16 protein-coding genes, 1 tRNA gene and 3 pseudogenes are annotated in these 17,965 nt (G+C 42.4%); 6 read left to right on the forward strand and 14 right to left on the reverse strand.

Going from position 1 to position 17,965, the window contains the following annotated elements:
• Positions 1-7: 7 nt before the first annotated feature.
• From NYZ99_RS17050 to NYZ99_RS17085, 8 genes are all read right to left on the reverse strand, one after another.
• Complete coding sequence (locus NYZ99_RS17050) at positions 8-1,384, reverse strand: hypothetical protein (protein ID WP_260572430.1); 1,377 nt, start codon at positions 1,382-1,384, stop codon at positions 8-10.
• Positions 1,381-2,625, reverse strand: a complete 1,245-nt coding sequence (locus NYZ99_RS17055) for a BatA domain-containing protein (RefSeq protein WP_420845141.1) — start codon at positions 2,623-2,625, stop codon at positions 1,381-1,383. The genes NYZ99_RS17050 and NYZ99_RS17055 overlap by 4 nt, the downstream gene beginning before the upstream one ends.
• 43 nt (positions 2,626-2,668) lie before the next feature.
• The gene (locus NYZ99_RS17060; protein ID WP_338039078.1) at positions 2,669-3,481 is read right to left on the reverse strand and encodes a DUF58 domain-containing protein; all 813 of its coding nucleotides are present in this window, start codon (positions 3,479-3,481) and stop codon (positions 2,669-2,671) included.
• Between the two features lie 92 nt (positions 3,482-3,573).
• On the reverse strand, positions 3,574-3,951 hold the full coding sequence (locus NYZ99_RS17065; RefSeq protein ID WP_338039079.1) for an AAA family ATPase: 378 nt from the start codon (positions 3,949-3,951) through the stop codon (positions 3,574-3,576).
• 29 nt (positions 3,952-3,980) lie between these two features.
• The gene (locus tag NYZ99_RS17070; RefSeq protein ID WP_260572431.1) at positions 3,981-4,577 is read right to left on the reverse strand and encodes an AAA family ATPase; all 597 of its coding nucleotides are present in this window, start codon (positions 4,575-4,577) and stop codon (positions 3,981-3,983) included.
• Between the two features lie 9 nt (positions 4,578-4,586).
• Positions 4,587-5,207: a DUF4159 domain-containing protein gene (locus NYZ99_RS17075; RefSeq protein ID WP_260572432.1), complete on the reverse strand. Its 621-nt coding sequence runs from the start codon at positions 5,205-5,207 to the stop codon at positions 4,587-4,589.
• Between the two features lie 99 nt (positions 5,208-5,306).
• The gene (locus NYZ99_RS17080) at positions 5,307-6,623 is read right to left on the reverse strand and encodes a TldD/PmbA family protein (protein WP_260572433.1); all 1,317 of its coding nucleotides are present in this window, start codon (positions 6,621-6,623) and stop codon (positions 5,307-5,309) included.
• 26 nt (positions 6,624-6,649) lie between these two features.
• Complete coding sequence (locus tag NYZ99_RS17085) at positions 6,650-8,290, reverse strand: TldD/PmbA family protein (protein ID WP_260572434.1); 1,641 nt, start codon at positions 8,288-8,290, stop codon at positions 6,650-6,652.
• Between the two features lie 364 nt (positions 8,291-8,654).
• On the opposite strand from NYZ99_RS17085, the gene NYZ99_RS17090 reads away from it, so the two are divergent.
• Positions 8,655-8,727, forward strand: a tRNA-Phe gene (locus NYZ99_RS17090).
• Between the two features lie 48 nt (positions 8,728-8,775).
• On the opposite strand, the gene NYZ99_RS17095 is transcribed toward NYZ99_RS17090, so the two are convergent.
• Both NYZ99_RS17095 and NYZ99_RS17100 read right to left on the reverse strand, forming a co-directional pair.
• On the reverse strand, positions 8,776-8,991 hold the full coding sequence (locus NYZ99_RS17095) for a GH32 C-terminal domain-containing protein (protein WP_260572435.1): 216 nt from the start codon (positions 8,989-8,991) through the stop codon (positions 8,776-8,778).
• Complete coding sequence (locus NYZ99_RS17100) at positions 8,913-10,337, reverse strand: glycoside hydrolase family 32 protein (RefSeq protein WP_260572436.1); 1,425 nt, start codon at positions 10,335-10,337, stop codon at positions 8,913-8,915. The genes NYZ99_RS17095 and NYZ99_RS17100 overlap by 79 nt, the downstream gene beginning before the upstream one ends.
• Positions 10,338-10,404: 67 nt before the next feature.
• On the opposite strand from NYZ99_RS17100, the gene NYZ99_RS17105 reads away from it, so the two are divergent.
• From NYZ99_RS17105 to NYZ99_RS17120, 4 genes and pseudogenes are all read left to right on the forward strand, one after another.
• Positions 10,405-10,917: a rhodanese-like domain-containing protein gene (locus NYZ99_RS17105; RefSeq protein ID WP_338039080.1), complete on the forward strand. Its 513-nt coding sequence runs from the start codon at positions 10,405-10,407 to the stop codon at positions 10,915-10,917.
• A 61-nt stretch (positions 10,918-10,978) separates the two neighbouring features.
• Positions 10,979-11,644 (forward strand): TIGR04282 family arsenosugar biosynthesis glycosyltransferase, encoded by a 666-nt coding sequence (locus NYZ99_RS17110; protein ID WP_260575269.1) that lies wholly within the window; start codon positions 10,979-10,981, stop codon positions 11,642-11,644.
• Between the two features lie 2 nt (positions 11,645-11,646).
• Positions 11,647-12,461 (forward strand): annotated as a pseudogene (locus NYZ99_RS17115) (purine-nucleoside phosphorylase).
• 31 nt (positions 12,462-12,492) lie between these two features.
• A complete protein-coding gene (locus tag NYZ99_RS17120) occupies positions 12,493-13,197 on the forward strand; it encodes a TIGR04283 family arsenosugar biosynthesis glycosyltransferase (protein WP_260572437.1) in 705 nt (234 codons plus the stop codon).
• Here NYZ99_RS17120 and NYZ99_RS17125 read toward each other — a convergent pair whose 3' ends face one another.
• The 4 genes and pseudogenes from NYZ99_RS17125 to NYZ99_RS23030 form a co-directional block, all read right to left on the reverse strand.
• Positions 13,198-14,274, reverse strand: a complete 1,077-nt coding sequence (locus NYZ99_RS17125; RefSeq protein ID WP_260572438.1) for an N-acetylmuramoyl-L-alanine amidase family protein — start codon at positions 14,272-14,274, stop codon at positions 13,198-13,200. It abuts the gene before it with no gap.
• A 10-nt stretch (positions 14,275-14,284) separates the two neighbouring features.
• Positions 14,285-14,956, reverse strand: coding sequence for a hypothetical protein (locus NYZ99_RS17130; RefSeq protein WP_260572439.1), 672 nt, complete (start codon positions 14,954-14,956; stop codon positions 14,285-14,287).
• 28 nt (positions 14,957-14,984) lie between these two features.
• Positions 14,985-15,242 carry a hypothetical protein gene (locus NYZ99_RS17135; protein ID WP_260572440.1) on the reverse strand — a complete coding sequence of 86 codons (258 nt, stop codon included), beginning with the start codon at positions 15,240-15,242 and terminating at the stop codon, positions 14,985-14,987.
• 113 nt (positions 15,243-15,355) lie between these two features.
• Positions 15,356-16,362 (reverse strand): annotated as a pseudogene (locus NYZ99_RS23030) (glycoside hydrolase family 113).
• Positions 16,363-16,596: 234 nt separating this feature from the next.
• On the opposite strand from NYZ99_RS23030, the pseudogene NYZ99_RS17145 reads away from it, so the two are divergent.
• Positions 16,597-17,941 (forward strand): annotated as a pseudogene (locus tag NYZ99_RS17145) (NAD(P)/FAD-dependent oxidoreductase).
• Positions 17,942-17,965: the final 24 nt, after the last annotated feature.

Genomic DNA, 17,965 nt, shown 5'->3' on the forward strand with positions numbered 1-17,965 from the left:
CCATATTTTATCCGTAATGCTTTTTGGTCAAAGCCCAACTCATTACTTCTAAAGTTGAATTCCTTTTTTCAATGACCGGTTTCTCTGCGATCAATTTTTCCGTATCGATGATTAATTGGCGTTGGCTCCTAAAATAATCGGGCATTAGATCGGCACCCAAAGTCCCTTCTACCGCAAATTGATTCGTTACGGTATCCTCAATCACCGAAAAAAATGTTTCCGTTCTAGAAATATTGGGTCCGGGTTGTTTATTGTCCTTGGCTTCCACGTAAAAATAGAGTTCATCACCAGGCCCCATGTTCAGTTCCTTTAAATTTAGGGTCTTGGTAAAGTTCTGATTCTTGGTACCAGCGACAAGTTTTGAGTCGAAACCCAACCGTTCTTCCCTAAACTTGACGGACTCCCCACTTCCCTTGCTCACAGTGGCTATTATTGCTACATCGGTCAAGCCAAAATCATCGTTTAGTTGGGTTTTAAATGTCAGCTTTTGGGGACTTTCATACTCAAAAGAACTAAACTGCTGCAAACCTTCCAATTCGATACTAGGGGGCTCATCACTATAAGTTTCCAAAGCATATAAATCAGACAAATATGCATTGCCGAGGGAATCCCTAAATTTTATGGCATAAAAACTAGAATAATCCGCCAACTTTGTTTTCGAATAGGTATCCTTTATCTTATCCATATAGAGGGAATCCTCCCCAAATTGTAACTGCACTCCGTTCAATGACTGATCAAACTGTATGTTCCAAGTTACCCTTGAGCCTTCCAAAACATCCAAGTTCATTTGTGACGTATACTCATCAGCTTTTTGTGTATACCCAGGATACTTAATACGAATTTGCCATGAAATAATATTTGGGGGTATAATTTCCTCATCCAAAGAATCCAATACTTGAAAATTCACTACATCACTTTTTGGCACCTCCAATTGATTTTGACCTCCGTGTAAAATACCTGAAATATGTAGCAGCCATGCAACCAAAACACAAACAAATGAAATCCCAATAATAGGTCCCAGTACATTTTTAAATCGTATTTTACTCTTGTGTCTTTGGAGTGTTTCACCTGCCCTCACCCGTTGAATTTGTGACAAAAGAGGTAGTTGACCCTCATTTTCTAAAAGTAACTCCGTACTATGCTCCATAGGGGCAATAGTCCCGTTAATATGGGAACAGAGATTTTTAAGAGTATACTTCCAAGGCCTTAGGTATATGGACGCTATTAAAAGAGTTCCTAAAAAACAGATAAATCCCACCAAAAGATTGGAAAAAAGGAAATAGGCAGTCAACCCCACGGCCAAGCTCGAAAGGAATACCTCTGCACTCTTAATCAAACGCCATTTAAGCAATGCCTTACGTAAAATATCTTGGGCCTCCCTCATTGTTTTTTCAATTTTGATAAGATTCTTTCCAAGACAAGCACCAAAACAATCGTCAGCCAAATCCAGGGTGAAATATCCATGGATTGAAAACTTTGGGAATCAACTCCTTCATTGGAGACTATCGTAGTCAATTCGGGTTCTGCCATTACACGTTGGTCCAAACCTTTCATTTTTTGATACAAACTATCATCTTCTAATAACAGCTTGGCCAACTCATTTGTAAAGTTTTCCTCTATGGTGTTCTTAATGTTCAATCGCCCTGTGAGATGATACCGATTTTTGGATTCCGTTTTTTCTAAAAGTGTATTGGCCAAAGAATCCTTTTTTATTGCAATGGTTGTCAGGTCGATTTCGGGTACCTTATCGTTTCGTAACCAAATTAACAAATCCATGGGTCGCCCTTCCGAAAACTGGGCGTCAGCATCTATTCTATTTAAAAGTATCTCCTGCATCCCATATTCCCTAACTGCCTCTAAGGAAGCCGAGAAGTATTGCATCTCCTTCTGATAGTACTCGTCATACGCTATGGTCACCTTAAGAGTGTCGTTCTTAACAATAGGGACTTTGATAGTTTTTCCGGATTCCTCCAATTCAAGGCTATCGCCTGTCATTAATTTTATTTTTTCATCATTTCCGGACAAAACATTTTTTTGTAAATCCGTTACCAATGAGGAACTGCTTACTTTATATAAAAGAACGGAGTCCTGCACTTTTTTTGCCGCAATGTACTTGTCAATTTCAAGCTCATTATCTACGACGATCCAATGCACCTTCTGAGAAATTCGGGGCCTTGTTCCTTTGATACCTTGGACAAGACCCTTTGTAAATACCACTATACTGTCAGAGTGTACTTCATGCAACTTTTGGGCAAGCTGCCAATAATTGGGATTTACTTTTGGGTCAATTTCAACTTCAAACTCCGGAAAACCCTCTATAAACCATCGCATATTGTTTTGGGGTAGGGAGTCCGTGAAAGACATAAAGGTTTCATCATCCACCAAAGAAGGTTCTATCAGATAGGTAAGCGACGCCTTTTCAACATTCCGTTTCCATTGGGGTTCCGCCATATACAGAATAATCAGAGCCAACAAAAGCATCCGAAGGAACAATAATAACAATTCGTTCAATCTAATTTTTCGGGATTGCTTTGTATCTGATTCCCTAAGGAATTTTACACTTCCTACTTTCACTGTTTTAACATCCCCTTTGTTCAACAAATGGATGATCAATGGAATGGCCAAAGAAAATAGGGCCCGAGAGATATGTAGGTTGCAAAAATGTCATTTATCTCAATGCGATCCGTTTCTTTAAAAATAATTGTAACGCCTCTTCAATAGGGTTTTGAAGGCGAAACAGTTCATAGCTAATATTTTTTGAAAGGAAATCATTCTTTAGTTTCGATAGATTGGCTTCCATTGATTTCAAATAGGCCCTCTTGGCATTTTTTGCATCCACCTTGACCTTTTTTCCAGTCTCCAAATCCTCAAAAACCACAGCGCCGGAATAGTTGAACTCCACTTCATTTTCACCCAAAATATGCAAGACCACCACCTCGTTTCTCGAGGTCTTTAGGTTTTGGATCCAGTGGGTCAATTCAGTGCCGGTTTCGTGCATATCTGTAATCACGAACAACAATTCCTTTTGGGTCCTTTGATGAATCTTTTCAAGATCGTCCAAGTTACCGGGCCATTCGCCTCCCACCTTCATTTCGATCAGTTCATGTAAAATACGATTGTAATGTTTTTTATGCGCCGCCGGATATACACTCCTCAAACCTGAATTATTCAGTGCATACAGCCCTACCATATCTCCTTGATTGTGTGACATATAGGCCAGCGATGCCACCAACACCCGTACAAAGTCAATTTTTGTAAGTCCGTCCTCTTCATGCAGCATTGAGGCACTGGTATCTACGATAAATTTCACGTTTACTTGGGTGTCAATATCCGATTCCTTTATGTAATATCTCCCTGAACGGGCCAACATTTTCCAATCCAACAGCCGCATATCATCCCCCGGTTGATAACCCCGATACTGACTAAACTCTTGTCCGGGACCTACCCGCCTACTTTGATGCGAACCGAGATAAAAAACCATCCACTATGACCCGGGCTATCAATGCCAAGCCTGATACACTGTTTATGATCTGTGGTTGAAAAAGTTCCCTGTAGTCCGTCTTCAAAAGGATACTATTTTACGTTTGCTATTATTTGATCTAATAATTCCTTGGTAACACTATCCGAATCGATTCCTTCAGCCTCTGCCCTAAAATTGACAATGACCCTGTGCCTCAATACTGGATAGGCTACTTTTTTCAGGTCTTCCATGGTTACTGAAAAACGACCTTCTTGTAGCGCCCTAGCTTTGGCTGTTAGAATCATGGCCTGCCCTGCCCTGGGTCCCGCTCCCCAACCTACCCATTTTTTTACAAAGTCGGAATTGGAAGATTCCGGACGGGTGGCCCTCACTAGATTGCTGACGTAACCAATAAGATCGTCACTTATGTGCACTTCCCGTACCAATTCCTGCAACCTAATTATTTCGGGGCCAGTGATAATCTTTTCCACTTTGGGACGATGCGTTCCAGTAGTGTTCTTTAAAATGATTTCTTCTTCGCTTGCGGTTGGGTACCCGATTTTGATATAAAAAAGAAAACGGTTCTGCTGCGCCTCCGGTAGAGGAAATGTCCCCGATTGCTCAATGGGGTTTTGCGTAGCCGAATAAAAAATGGCCGATCCATTTCATAGGTTTTCCCCGAATAAGTGACCTCAAATTCCTGCATGGCCTCCAACAAAGCGGCCTGCGTTTTAGGAGGCGTCCTGTTGATCTCATCGGCCAAAACGATATTAGCAAAAATGGGTCCCTTATTGAATTTAAAGAATTTGTTCCCAGTAGTATGGTCTTCCTCCAAAATTTCAGTACCCACAATATCCGAGGGCATTAAATCCGGGGTGAACTGAATCCTATTAAATTTTAAGTCTATAGCTTGGGAAATGGTCTTGATCAATAAGGTTTTGGCCAGTCCAGGCACCCCTTCCAAAAGGGCGTGGCCACCTGCCAAAAAAGTAATCAGCATATGCTCAATGGTTTCTTCCTGACCAACAATGACTTTTCCAATTTCCTTTTTCAGCAACGGTAATTTATCTGTCAATTTTTTTATTTCCTGCTCCGCGGCCATTAAATTTTTATCCATGTATTCTACTTAAGATGTTAATGCGTACATCACAATATTTACCCCAAACCGGGTGTTGTCATTTTTATACCAACGTTTGTTCCTAAAATCATAATCCCATTCACAGCCATAGTCCTTATTGCTGTAGAGAACGCCTATTCTACCATTTACCACTATTGCCTTTAGGTATTCATGTACAAGGTCGTCTCCCCAACCGTTCAATTCTTGGGAAGTTGTGGGCGGCCCATCCTCAAAATCAAAAAATATGGTATATAACTCATGGTCGTTGGGAAGTTTCACCAGTGCTTCGTTCCCGAACAGGTCCCCCATTTGGCGTTCAAAGGATTTTGCAAAAAGACCATCGATGTCATGATTACAGTCGTCCACAAAAACAAAGCCTCCGTTATCTACGTACTTTTTAAAATTCTCCTCTTCCTTTTTTGAAAACTCCACCAACTTGTGGCCTGATAAATAACAAAAAGGGCACTTAAAAATGTCATCACTGGCCAAGGGAACAATGTTTTCTACCGTATTTACCTGTAACGTCGTGTACTCGACCAAAGAATTTAGTAGGTTGGATGGCATGCGTTGGTCTACATCCCAATCGCCGGATTCATATTGTAGTCGTGTAAAGAAAAAATCGTTGCTCAACGGTAAACAAAAGTTTTTAAAAATGTAAAACCTTAGTGAAAAGAAAAACTGGTTGCAATTTGAATACTTATTACAACCAGCTTCTCAAAATTTTGGCCCCTATACGGCGTCCGACAAGCTCGTAAAGGTAAAGTCCCTAATTTTCATGTATGGGATTAAATTACCGTTGATACGAACCTGTTGCCCTAGTGACTCTAGATTATTCAACATGATGACCGGACTCTCGTTAAAACGAAAGTTCTTCACCGGATGCTTTATCTGTCCGTTTTCAATATAAAAAGTTCCATCTCTCGTAAGTCCCGTATATAATAAGGTCTGAGGGTCAACCGTACGGATATACCAAAGCCGGGTTACCAAGATTCCTTTCTTGGTGCTTTTTATCAAGTCCTCCAACGAGGCATCCCCACCTCCCATAATAATATTGTTCGGGAAGGGTACTGGCTCTACTCCCTGTTCTTGGGCCCAAAAACGATCATATGCCAAATTCTTGACTACGCCATTTTCAATCCATACCGTTTTCTTCAGAGGTTGTCCACCTCCGTTCCATGTGCTCGTTGGAACTGCTGGGTTCAAGGGATCTGACCAAAGGTTTACCCTTTCATCCACGATTTTCTCACCCATTTTAGTACCACCGCCTTCTTTGGACATAAAGCTTCGTCCTTCGTCTGCAGTACGGGCATTTAAAGACCTTGCCATGTTGCTTATCAGATTTTCCGCAGCTGCAGGTTCCAAAATCACAGTATATTTTCCAGGCTCAATGGCCATTGCCTCCTTGGACATGACCGCTTTATCGATGGCGACCTTGGAAGCCTCGGCCGCATCAAATTTTCCAATATCGTTGAAATCCCTAGAAACCCATCCGGAACCGGTCCCGTCATTGGTACGCATGGTCACCGTAAAATCCACGTTGGACGATTTGTTATAGGCAAAGAGTCCTTTGGAGTTCATCATAGCGCTAAAACCATAGGAATCATCCAAAAATCCTGCAGCTGTCACATCTTGGGACGCTGCCGGTGTAATACTATCATTAGCCACGGAGGCCCTGTACTCAGGGGTAATATTTGCCGTAGCCTCCACAAAATTTATAGCGGTATCGTAGGTCTGTTGCCCTAACGGTTCCATAAATTCCGGATTCTCCGGGGAAAGTTTCGCCAGTTCCTCCGCTCTTTTCACCACCTTTTCCAAGGAAGCATCATCAAACTCGTCTATGGTCGCCGTTCCGCATTTTTTTCCAAAACTGGATTGTACCACTAAAGATTGATTGGATCTATGACCCGCCGTGGAAACGGTATTTCCGGCATAGCGGATATTTCCACTCTCGCTTCCACTCAGGTTTATTTCACATGTATCGGCCGTGGAAAAGCTTAACGCTTTTTCCATGATTTTTTTAGCCTCTTCTTCTGTATATATTGCCATTTCTGAAATTTTGTATTGCGTATCGTTTAAATAGTACGACCCGTGTTAATTACATTGATATCATTGAACCTTGAGGTAGAACTACCATGGGACACGGCACTCACCTGAGAAGGTTGGCCTTTTCCATCAAAGAAGGAACCGAACATACGGTAATCCCCTTCATCACAAATCTTGGCACAGGAATTCCAAAATTCCTGGGTATTGGATTGGTAGGCCACATCGTTCAGCATACCCGCAATTTCCCCGTTCTTAATTTCATAGAATACCGTACCACCAAACTGGAAGTTGTATCGTTGCTGATCAATGGAATAGGAACCACGACCCGCTATATAAATACCTTTTTCCACATCCTTTATCATATCCTTAATGGAATACTTTTCGGTTCCAGGTTCCAAGGATACATTGGGCATACGTTGAAACTGGACGTCGTTCCAACTCCGGGCATAGCAACATCCATGGGATTCGTTCTGATCAATGATGTTCACCTGATCGCGAATGGCCTGATAGTTCACCAAGGTACCGTTGCGAACCAAATCCCATTTTTTGGTCTTCACACCTTCATCGTCATAGCCAACTGCTCCCAAACTTCCTACTTGGGTCTTGTCCGCTACGAGGTTTACGATCTTGCTTCCATAATTAAAATCACCCGATTTCCATTTATCCAAGGTAGCAAAACTGGTACCGGCGTAATTCGCCTCATATCCCAGGACACGGTCCAATTCCAATGGGTGGCCCACCGATTCGTGAATGGTCAACCCTAAGTGGTTGGGTTCCAGCACCAAATCATATTTTCCTGGATCTACAGATTTCGCCGAAAGCATTTCCTTTGCCTGATTGGCCGCCTGTATGGCATCCTCAACGATGTCATAGCTCTTGCTGTACAAGGTAATTCCAGCAGGACCTTCCATCTTTTCCGATGCGAGTCCGTCCATATATTCATATCCCATGCCCATAGGTGCGCTCATGGCTTGGCGCGTCTTGAATTTACCCGCTGCCCTATCTACGGCCGTTACACTAAAGGTTGGCCATATACGGTGTACGTCCTGATCTATATAAGAGCCATCGGTAGAGGCAAAATATTTTTGCTCGTTCACCATGAACAAGGCAGAGTTCACAAAGTTGGCCCCATTCTCCATGGCGGCCGCATTCGCGCTCAACAACAGATCTACTTTTTCAGAAACCGGTACATCCTTAAAATCCTTGGTTAAGGGGGTCTTCCATGAAACTTCGCCATGGGCCTGTACAGGTGCCAATTTAACGGGTTCCTTTTGAATTTTGGAGTTGGCCTTGGCAATGGCTACAGCCTGTTGGGTGGCTTTTTGGATTCCATCCTCGGTCACATTATTGGTAGAGGCAAAACCCCAGGTTCCATTTGCGATTACCCGGATGCCAATACCAAAGGATTCGGTATTTACCACGTTTTGTACCTTATCCTCTCCGGTAAATACATACTGGTTAAGGTATCTACCAATACGGGCATCCGCATAGCTGGCCCCCAAGGATTTGGCCGTGTTCAGGGCCACATCTGCCATTTTCTTTTTCAGGACCACGTCCATCCCCGGTTCTAGCAGGGCTTCGGTTTCAATTACATTGCCCATCATGCTGGCTGGCACCAATAAGGAGGCCGCCCCCATGCCGGACAACTGCACAAAGTTTCTTCGTTTCATCTGTTCGAGTTATATTTTTTCTAGTCAGTAACCATTAAGCCCATATTTTATAAAGGATTGGCCAGTAGGGCCTCACTTAACGATTAGCTTTAAAAATAGGGAATTATACATATAACTCCCATTCCTATTTAGATTTTATTAAGAACATTTTATGAAATTCCCAATTTCTCCCAATCATTAATGGGAATTATGGAAAAGGGTTGCTTTTTTGGCATTTAGGACGGTGCGCCCAGCAAAAAAGCCTCAAAACCGAGAAAATTGAAAGTACTTACAGAACAAAAGGATGCTTTTTTTGTTTTTTAGTTGGTATATGTGAAATTTGAAATTATATTTGCAGCCGCATTCCCGATAGCTATCGGGACTTGGTACCTTAGCTCAGTTGGTAGAGCAACGGACTGAAAATCCGTGTGTCCCTGGTTCGATTCCTGGAGGTACCACATAAAATCCTTACCGTTTGGTGAGGATTTTTTTGTTTACTAAAGTTTTCAATCCCAAATCCGCATCACTTTACTTTCCATTAGGCTGTCTATTTTAAGTTCGGTGTCAGAAGTGTTTTCTAACCTAAGCTCAGTATAATCCCCGTTGGGAAAGATTTGGTTCGTCATCACATACTGGCCTTTGTTTAAAAAGATTTCCAAGGACGAATGATCCAACAACATCTGAACTTCCATTTCTCCTTCGGGTATATTGGGAATGGGCATATGTTGGTTGCCAAGAACAAATTCGGGTTTAAAATCCACCTTTCCGATTTGGAGCGATCCAACAACAGCATTTTCTCCTGTTTGTTTAAGGTGATGACCAAACTGTCACCCTCCCCATTACTAAAAATCCATTTGGAATCGGTGGGATTCATCTTAAAACGAATCTCGGATTGGTTACCATACTTAAGGGCCACTTGGGTCTTCTGCATTGGTTTAAGGGCCACGGGTGTTTCTTCATAAGAATGTTCCACAATCTTGTCAAAATTGGCAATAGGATAACTATACAATTCCACCTCGCCATTATTTTCATGAAGCGATAGGTTTCGGGGAATGGTGTTGGCACTTCGCCATACCTCGGTGGGTGTGTCCCGGGCATAGGCCCAATTGCTCATCCACCCTATAAATATTCGTTCGTTGTCCGGTACATTATTGTAGGTGACTCCGGCATAGTTATCCCGGCCCCAATCGACCCATTTGGCATCTTCTTGATTCGTTGTAAAAGTAGTTCCGTCAAAATCGCCCACAAAATATTGGGTACCGCTCCCACCGTTGGGCGCACCGGGATTGATGCTGATCAACAAGACCCATTTTTCGGTATCTGTGCCTTCCACCTTTAACTTAAACATGTCGGGGCATTCCCGGACACCGCCATGGGCACCTTTATCTTTACCAAATTCGCTGACCTTTTCCCATTCCCTTAAATTCTTGGATTGCCAAATCTGTAAATGATCCCCAGCGACCAAAAGCATGGTCCAGTTGTTTTTGAGTTCGTTCCAAAACACTTTGGAGTCCCTAAAATCGCGTATACCTTCATTTAGTATCACGGGATTGCCTTCATATTTTGTCCAGGTATCCCCATTATCCAAACTATAGGCAATGCCCTGTGTCTGAAAATTGTCCTCCCCCGCTTTTTCCCCGTCCATATTATGATAGGTGAAAATGGCAACCAAAGGAGGATTTTCTTCCGTTCCAAAACCGGATGTATTTTGATGGTCTACCACCGCAGAACCGGAAAAAATAAGTCCATGTTCATCAGGATATAGGGCAATCGGTTTGTGTTCCCAATGAATCAAGTCTTTACTGGTCGCATGGCCCCAATGCATCGGCCCCCGGACAATATCATCCGGATAATACTGATAGAACAAATGATACATTCCTTCGTGATATACCAATCCGTTTGGGTCGTTCATCCATTTTTCTTGAGGGGAAAAGTGATATTGGGGTCTGTAAGGTTCGGTATAATAGGAGGTAGCTTCAGGTTCCTCAACAGCGACTTTCTTTGGAACATCCTTGCAAGAGGAAAGAAGGATGAAAATAGTGCAGACCTTGACGGCAAATTTTAGCATTTCGGTAACGTTATTATAAGGTTAGTGGATAGAAACACCCACATCTAAAAATACTACCTTTGTGGGGATGACACAAAAAGTTTTATCCTTTCTATTTTTAATACTTACCCTCATTTTGTTCAGAAATTCGGCGATGGCACAACGTACCTTGGATAATACCCTAAAATTGTTGAATAAGGAGTCTGTCCCCTATATTCAACCGGAAAATTTGGTAGTGGATGATTCCACTATTTTATTGGATGCTAGGGAACTAGATGAATTTAATGTAAGCCACTTAAAAAATGCTGTTTGGGTAGGTAACGGCGACTTTGATCCCTCTAAAGTACAGGAAACCTTACCCGATCAGGAAGCACCCATCGTTGTTTATTGCTCCATTGGTGTCCGCTCCGAGGATATAGGCGAAAGGTTACAAGAGTTGGGGTATACCAACGTAAAAAATCTCTATGGAGGCATTTTTGAATGGAAAAACAAGAACGGAACGGTATACAACTCACAGGGGGTTGAAACGGATAGTGTACATGCCTACAACCGCTTGTGGGGGAGATTATTGAAAAAAGGCATTAAGGTTTATGAACCTTGAACGACCTATGAAGGACCATCACTATTTGTTTAAAAAAGTCAAACGCCTCTGACCCTTGGGAATCTTACAGAACAACAAAAACGAAAAGGACGAAAAAACGATTGATTTCACTTTGGCAAGTTCTAAAAACCTATTGTTGATTTTTACAAGAAATCCGGAGCTAGGTAAGGGTAAAAGAAGATTGGCGGCCAAAGTTGGGGATCAAGCGGCCTTGGATATTTACAACTTTCTTTTGGATCATACTGTAAAGATTACATCGGGTTTATACGCTGATAAGACTGTCTACTACTCGGATGAAATTTGGGAACAGGATAAATGGGACAACAAGAAATATGATAAAAAATTACAGACAGGGGAAGATTTAGGTGCCCGGATGCTCAATGCCTTTCAGGACGGCTTTAGCCGAGGGTATGAAAGAATCATCATCATTGGAAGTGATTTATATGATTTGTCCCAAGAAGATTTGGAAGAGGGCTTTAAGGTACTCGCCCAAAACGATTTTGTCATAGGCCCTGCTGAGGATGGTGGCTATTATTTGTTGGGCATGAAACAACTAAAACCTGAACTTTTTAAGAATAAGGATTGGGGAACAGAAAGCGTATTAGAAGCCACGCTATCCGATTTAAAAGATGAAAAAAAAGTACTTTTAGAGCTTAGAAACGATGTAGATTATTACGAGGACATAAAGGACATTCCGGCCTTTGCCCCATTTTTAAAGAATATATAAGCATGCAAAAAAAACAGTTGGAAGAATCGGTAGCGCACTTAAAATCAAAGGGATTCGACGCTCCTGAAATTGGTATTGTTACGGGTACCGGTTTGGGAAAATTGGTGGATGATATACAGGACCCCATTGAGGCCCATTACAATCATATCCCCTTCTTTCCCTTGGCCACAGTCGAGTTCCATACAGGTAAGTTGGTGTACGGAATATAGAGGATAAAAAAGTAGTGGTCATGCAGGGCCGTTTTCATCTTTATGAGGGATACGATTTCTTGGACATCACCTATCCCATCAGGGTCATGCACATGCTGGGTATTTCAAAGCTATTTATTTCCAATGCTGCCGGGGCCATCAATCTGGATTTTCAGAAAGGCGACATGATGTTGATCGAAGACCATATCAACTTACAAGGAGGATCTCCCCTAGCCTTTAAGAACGTAGCCGAATTTGGATCCCGTTTTGTGGACATGTCCGAACCATACAATAAGGAGATGCGTCAGAAATTGATGAATATTTCCAAAGAACAGGGGATTTCCCTAAAATGCGGTGTGTACGCCTCTGTCGTAGGTCCTCAGCTGGAAACCAAAGCTGAATATCGCATGTTGAAAATCTTGGGCGCCGATGCCGTAGGAATGAGCACCGTTCCGGAGGTTATTGTGGCCAACCATTTGGAACTCCCTATTGTGGCGGTATCGGTGCTGACCGATGAATGCGACCCCGACCATTTGGAACCGGTGAATATTGCGGAAATCATAGCCATTGCCGAGGCGACCGAACCCAAAATGGTAAAGCTGTTCCGAGAACTCATCAAGCAATTATAGGTAGGCCTTCCGAGAGAATTTTAAAGATTAAATGCCCAGTAAACTACACCATATTAGTATTATCATCCCTGTATTGAACGAGGAAGATTATATTCAAAGGGTATTGGCCAAAATTTCCGAGAATTCGACCTCAACCCAAATAAAGGAGCTTTTGGTGGTGGATGGGGGTAGCACGGATCAAACCGTTTCAATGGCCAAACAATTTGGGGCCAAGGTTATCTCCGGTCCAAAAGGACGTGCCAAACAAATGAACTTAGGGGCAAAACATGTCCAAGGCGATATTTTGTATTTTCTACATGTAGATAGCCTTCCTCCACCAGGCTTCGATACACAGATTTTAGAAAACTTTGAAAAGGGAATACAAGCAGGTTGTTTCCGATTGAAATTTGACACCCCTAGTTATTTTCTCCGGTTTTTTGCTTGGTGTACCAAAATAAACCAGCCTATCTGCCGGGGTGGAGATCAATCGCTTTTCGTGGGCAGGGAACTCTTCGAATCCCTTGAAGGATTTGACGAAGATTATCTAGTGTATGAGGATAATGAGTTTATCAGGCGTTTATACAAAAAGACGCACTTTAAGATCATCAACGATTTTGTGGAAACTTCGGCAAGAAGGTATATGCAAATCGGAATGGTTACCTTACAATATCACTTCGCTATCATTCATTTAAAATATTATTTGGGAAGGGGCCCGGAATCCATGTACCAATATTACAGGAAGAATATCGCCTTGTAGTTATCGTTCCTCATAATCGAGAATCACGCCTTCTGAAATCCATTTGGCCAATGCCTGCCTGTTGTCCGGATCCAATATGCGTCGCTGATCCTTTTCATTACGAATGTTCCCGATTTCGATAAAGGTCATGGCGGGGTGTGTTTTTTTGACCAAAAAGAGAGATGTACGATCTTCAAAGGTACCTGAGTAGTTGCGGTTGGGCTGGTACTGTTTGTATTTTGCCTCGAAGGTCGTATGTATACTTTCGGCCAACCGTTTTCCATTTTTACTTTTTTCATGATGGTAGAAAAAGACATCTATGTTCTGCCCCTCACTCCTACTGTCTACATGGGTCACGATCAATCGCTGATACGCTCCTTTGTTCTTTTTGTACAGGTCGTTTACGATATCCACGCGTTGTTGTAATCGATCCAATTGGTTCAAAGGAATTTCGATATCGGGATAAGCGACCTCGTCCCGGTCCATTTCTAAAATCCGCTCCTCTCGAATACCATCGTTTTCATCCCGAATAATTATATAGACCGTAGCGCCGTGAGCCAAAAGCTCCTTGGCCAAGCGCAAGGTAATGTCGTAAGCGTATTCATCTTCGGAAATAGACTTACCCGCATAGACGGCCATGGCGCCAGGGTCGCGGCCCCCATGACCTGAGACCAAATAGTAAATCGCTCCTTTTAATCGCTCACTTTTGGAAAGTACCGTTTTGTGATCCTCACCAAAAATCTCGTAGGTTGTGGCCGCTACCTCCTTCACCTCCTTGGCCTGCTTTTGTATGGAATCCACCACGGGCACCGTATCCAGTTCTATTTTTGGAATCACATAGGTCCTACCTTCCAAGAGGTGAACACTGTCCCGTAAGTTATCCAAATTGATATCGATGAACTCACGGTAATACTCATATGGGTTTACCCCATGCTTCCTCAAAAGGGAATAAATACCATCTCCCTTTTCAGCAGTTACAGTCGCCAAGGTATCTTGCCCATGCAAAAGAAAACTTTGGGCATAGCATAAAAAAACAAATAAGAAAGCGTTGCGCACCATACCTTTTCCAAAATCAAAGTTCATGCCGAATAATCCCATAAAAAAGGCACTAATTTTCAAGGTTCAAATGAGAGTAGTCCTGTAGTATACCATCGTTCAATAAACCGGCCAAGGGTTTCTTTTCGGCTTTTAGGTTAAAGCCAGGACTCTTCGGATCTGAGGCATCGCTAAAATTCAAAATGATGACCGGCGGAACCAAATTATTGGCCAAGTATACACTTGCCTCATCCTTAAACGCATTGGTTTCCTTTTGAACCTTGCCAGGTATTTTTGCGTTTTTTCGCAGTACCTCATGTAAGACAGAAGCGAATTGTTGCCCTTCTCTACTTTTGGCATTATGACGTACGCTCAGGGTAGTATTTTGCCCTTTTGTTGCGTTATCCTCGAGTAGGATCACTCGCTGATAGCTCCCATTGTGCCTCAAATATTTTTTGTTGATGACACTGGAGTAATTTCCGTAGACTTCCCTTTTAGCAGCTAAAGAAAGGGAATCAGAGGAATAACCATCCATATCCGCATTTTCTAGAACATATACCCTAGCTCCTTTTACCATTAAATCCTTTGCCAGTTGGTTCGTTACCTCGTCAAACCGTTTTTTAGAGTCCGCCCCGCCGGAATGAACAAAATAATACACAGAATTTTGTAAGGAAGTATCCTTTATACTTAAAAGTGACAATTGGGTTTCGTCATAAATGGGTTCTTCCACATTAGTGTCAACCACTATACGGGTTCCTGTAACCCGAAAGGAATCAGGGGCATCTCGGAAGCATATATTCCTTTCCTACAATCAGTTCGCTACCATTTTTGATATTATCTCCGTTCAACACCAAGAATTGCTCATAATATTTAATGGGATGTATTCCAGATTTCCTCAAAACGGAAAATATACCATCGCCCGTTTTTGCCACAATAGTATTTGGGCTTGTTTGACCTGTGGATGAAAAAAAAGTCAGAAATAAACCGAGAAGTACTGTTCTAAATAAAGAGGTAGAGGTATAGTTGCGCATGCCGATAGTGTTCCTGCTACAAAGATTATCAAAAATAATAGCCTTGTCAAAGCAGCAGGGCAACTTATTTTTAAACAAGTTGGTATATATAAACTATTGATTTACAAAGTGAGCTAATCCTTGTGCAACTTATAGTAATTGGCAATGATAGTCCGGGAGGGTTTGTTACGGGGCGTGAACCTATTATCCTTATCGCCACCGGAACGGTCATGCTGTATAAACCATTTCCAAACGAAGCCTCCAGCAAACCAATCCTCACCCCAAAACTCCTCAAAAATAGCTCTTTTAGCATTGGACTGCCCCTCCATATTCACCCCTTCTTCTGTACGATCCACCAACCAGGGCTTTTTGGCAGTATAATCCATACTTCTGTAACCGTATTCCGTAAAAAGAACCGGCTTTGAGGTCTGAAGGGCCAAATCCGCTATTTTTTGTTTCCATGGCTTCCAACCCTCTTTCAATTCCGTAACTGTTGGGGTTTTGGATTCGGATAAGGGAAAGTAAGCATCTATGCCAATGAAATCCAATTGTTTCCAAAAGGGGGTTCGGAATATTCGTCCCAATTGGCCGCATAGGTAAGTTTACCGGAATATATTTTACGGATTTTGGCTATCAGTTCGTTCCAATATTCCGGACGGTTTTTTACAAAGGATTCCAATTCCGTACCGATACAAAAAATAGGGGCCTTGGTTTCTTCTGCCAATTCCGCATAGTTCAGAATGAATTTATCATAGGAATCCTCCAATACGTTCCAATCTTCGGGCGATGCCATTTTTATGGTGCCGGTAAACTGTCCTCCCCCAATCCAGATTTGCGGCTTCACCATGACCTGAATGCCATTCTTTTTTAAAAGCTCAATATATTGTTTGGCACCCTTTCCGGTTTCCCCAAACCACTGCCTCTCCGTATCGAATATAATGGTAGGCGAAGCTACATCTCGGATAAAGCCAAATGGCATCACCGAGGCACTATTGGCATAGATCTTCATGAGCTCGTCCACATGGGGCTGGGCCGCTTCCTCACGAGAGGCCACAAAACTTACCCCGTTCAATTTTTTCTGTGCCTCACCGCTGCAACAGAATTGTAGAAAGCACAGCACTAATAGTCCTAAGTTCCTCATAGTGAATCAATATTAAATCTAAAGTAATGCATTTAGGCATGCCATGTAAACCCATTTCAAGAAGTCATATGTTAAACTTTTCTTTAAAATGTACTCCATTTCCCTTTCCAAACCATCCAATGCAAAGCATTTGGGAATAGGATCAATTTCTATTTAAATTCTTTTTAAATTGACGTTGTTGGATAAGGAATTTATTTTTCCAACGACAAAATACAAACTAAAACCAACCTGCCCATGCAGCACATCGTCATCATTGGTAACGGCATTTACGGGGTAACCCTTGCCCGACATGTTCGAAAACGCTCCGATAAAAAAATCACTGTCATTTCTTCCGAATCAGACTATTTCTTTTCCCGTACGGCCCTAATGTACGTGTATATGGGCCACATGAAGTTTGAACACACCCAACCGTATGAGAACAACTTCGGAAAAAAAATAGGATAGAATTGGTAAACGGCTATATTGAAAAGGTACTTCCTGAGAAAAAAACGGTTTCCCTTTCCAATGGTGACCGAATAACCTATGATGCCTTGGTCATTGCCACAGGCTCCAAACCCAACAAATTTGGGTGGCCCGGTCAGGATTTGAAAGGTGTTCAGGGCCTTTACTCCAAACAGGATTTGGAGCAGTTGGAGAAAAATGCACCAAACAAAAATGTTTGCAAACGGGCAGTGATCGTAGGTGGCGGACTTATTGGTATCGAAATGGCGGAAATGTTGCGAAGCAGGGACATCCCGGTGACTTTTTTAGTGCGCGAGACCAGCTTACGGAACGGGGTGTTGCCCAAGGGAGAATCGGAAATGATCAATGAACATATCCGGGAACACCATATCGATTTACGATTGGATACCAATTTGAAGGAAATTCTATCCGACGAAAATGGCAAAGCAAAAGCCGTAGTGACGGATCGGGGCGAAACCATTGTATGTGATGTAGTGGGATTGACCGCTGGAGTTACCCCAAATATCGATTTTCTAAAAAATTCGGCATCGAACTGGGCAAAGGGGTCAAGGTAAACCGTTTGCTCCAAACTAATATTAAAGACATTTATGCCATTGGGGATTGTGCGGAACAGTATGAGCCCATAGGATTAAGAAGGCCCGTTGAGGCCGTTTGGTATACGGGAAGGATGATGGGCGAAACCTTGGCGCAAACCCTATGCAGCAACCCTACCGAATACAAACCCGGACATTGGTTCAACTCGGCCAAATTCTTGGACATTGAATATCAGACCTATGGGTGGGTCTTTAGTGAACGAAACAAAAAGGACTACGAGGAACATTTCCATTGGAGGCATCCAAAGGAAAAACTATGTATCACTATTGCCTTACACAAAGACACGCATGAATTTTTGGGTATCAATAATTTCGGAATACGATTGCGGCATGAACTATTTGACCGATGGCTCAATGAAAAGCGGTCTATAGAATATGTATTGGAGCATTTAAAGGATGCCAACTTTGACCCCGAGCTTTATGCCACTTATGAAGGTGCCATCGTCTCAAAATTCAATTCGGACTTTAATCAAAACATCCAGCCTAAAAAGAAAAGTTGGAAGCGAATTTTAAATCTACACTAAACCCAAACCAACACGATAAAACAA

It is taken from the genome of Maribacter litopenaei, from assembly GCF_025244665.1.
In the GTDB taxonomy this organism is placed as follows: Bacteria; Bacteroidota; Bacteroidia; order Flavobacteriales; family Flavobacteriaceae; genus Maribacter; species Maribacter litopenaei.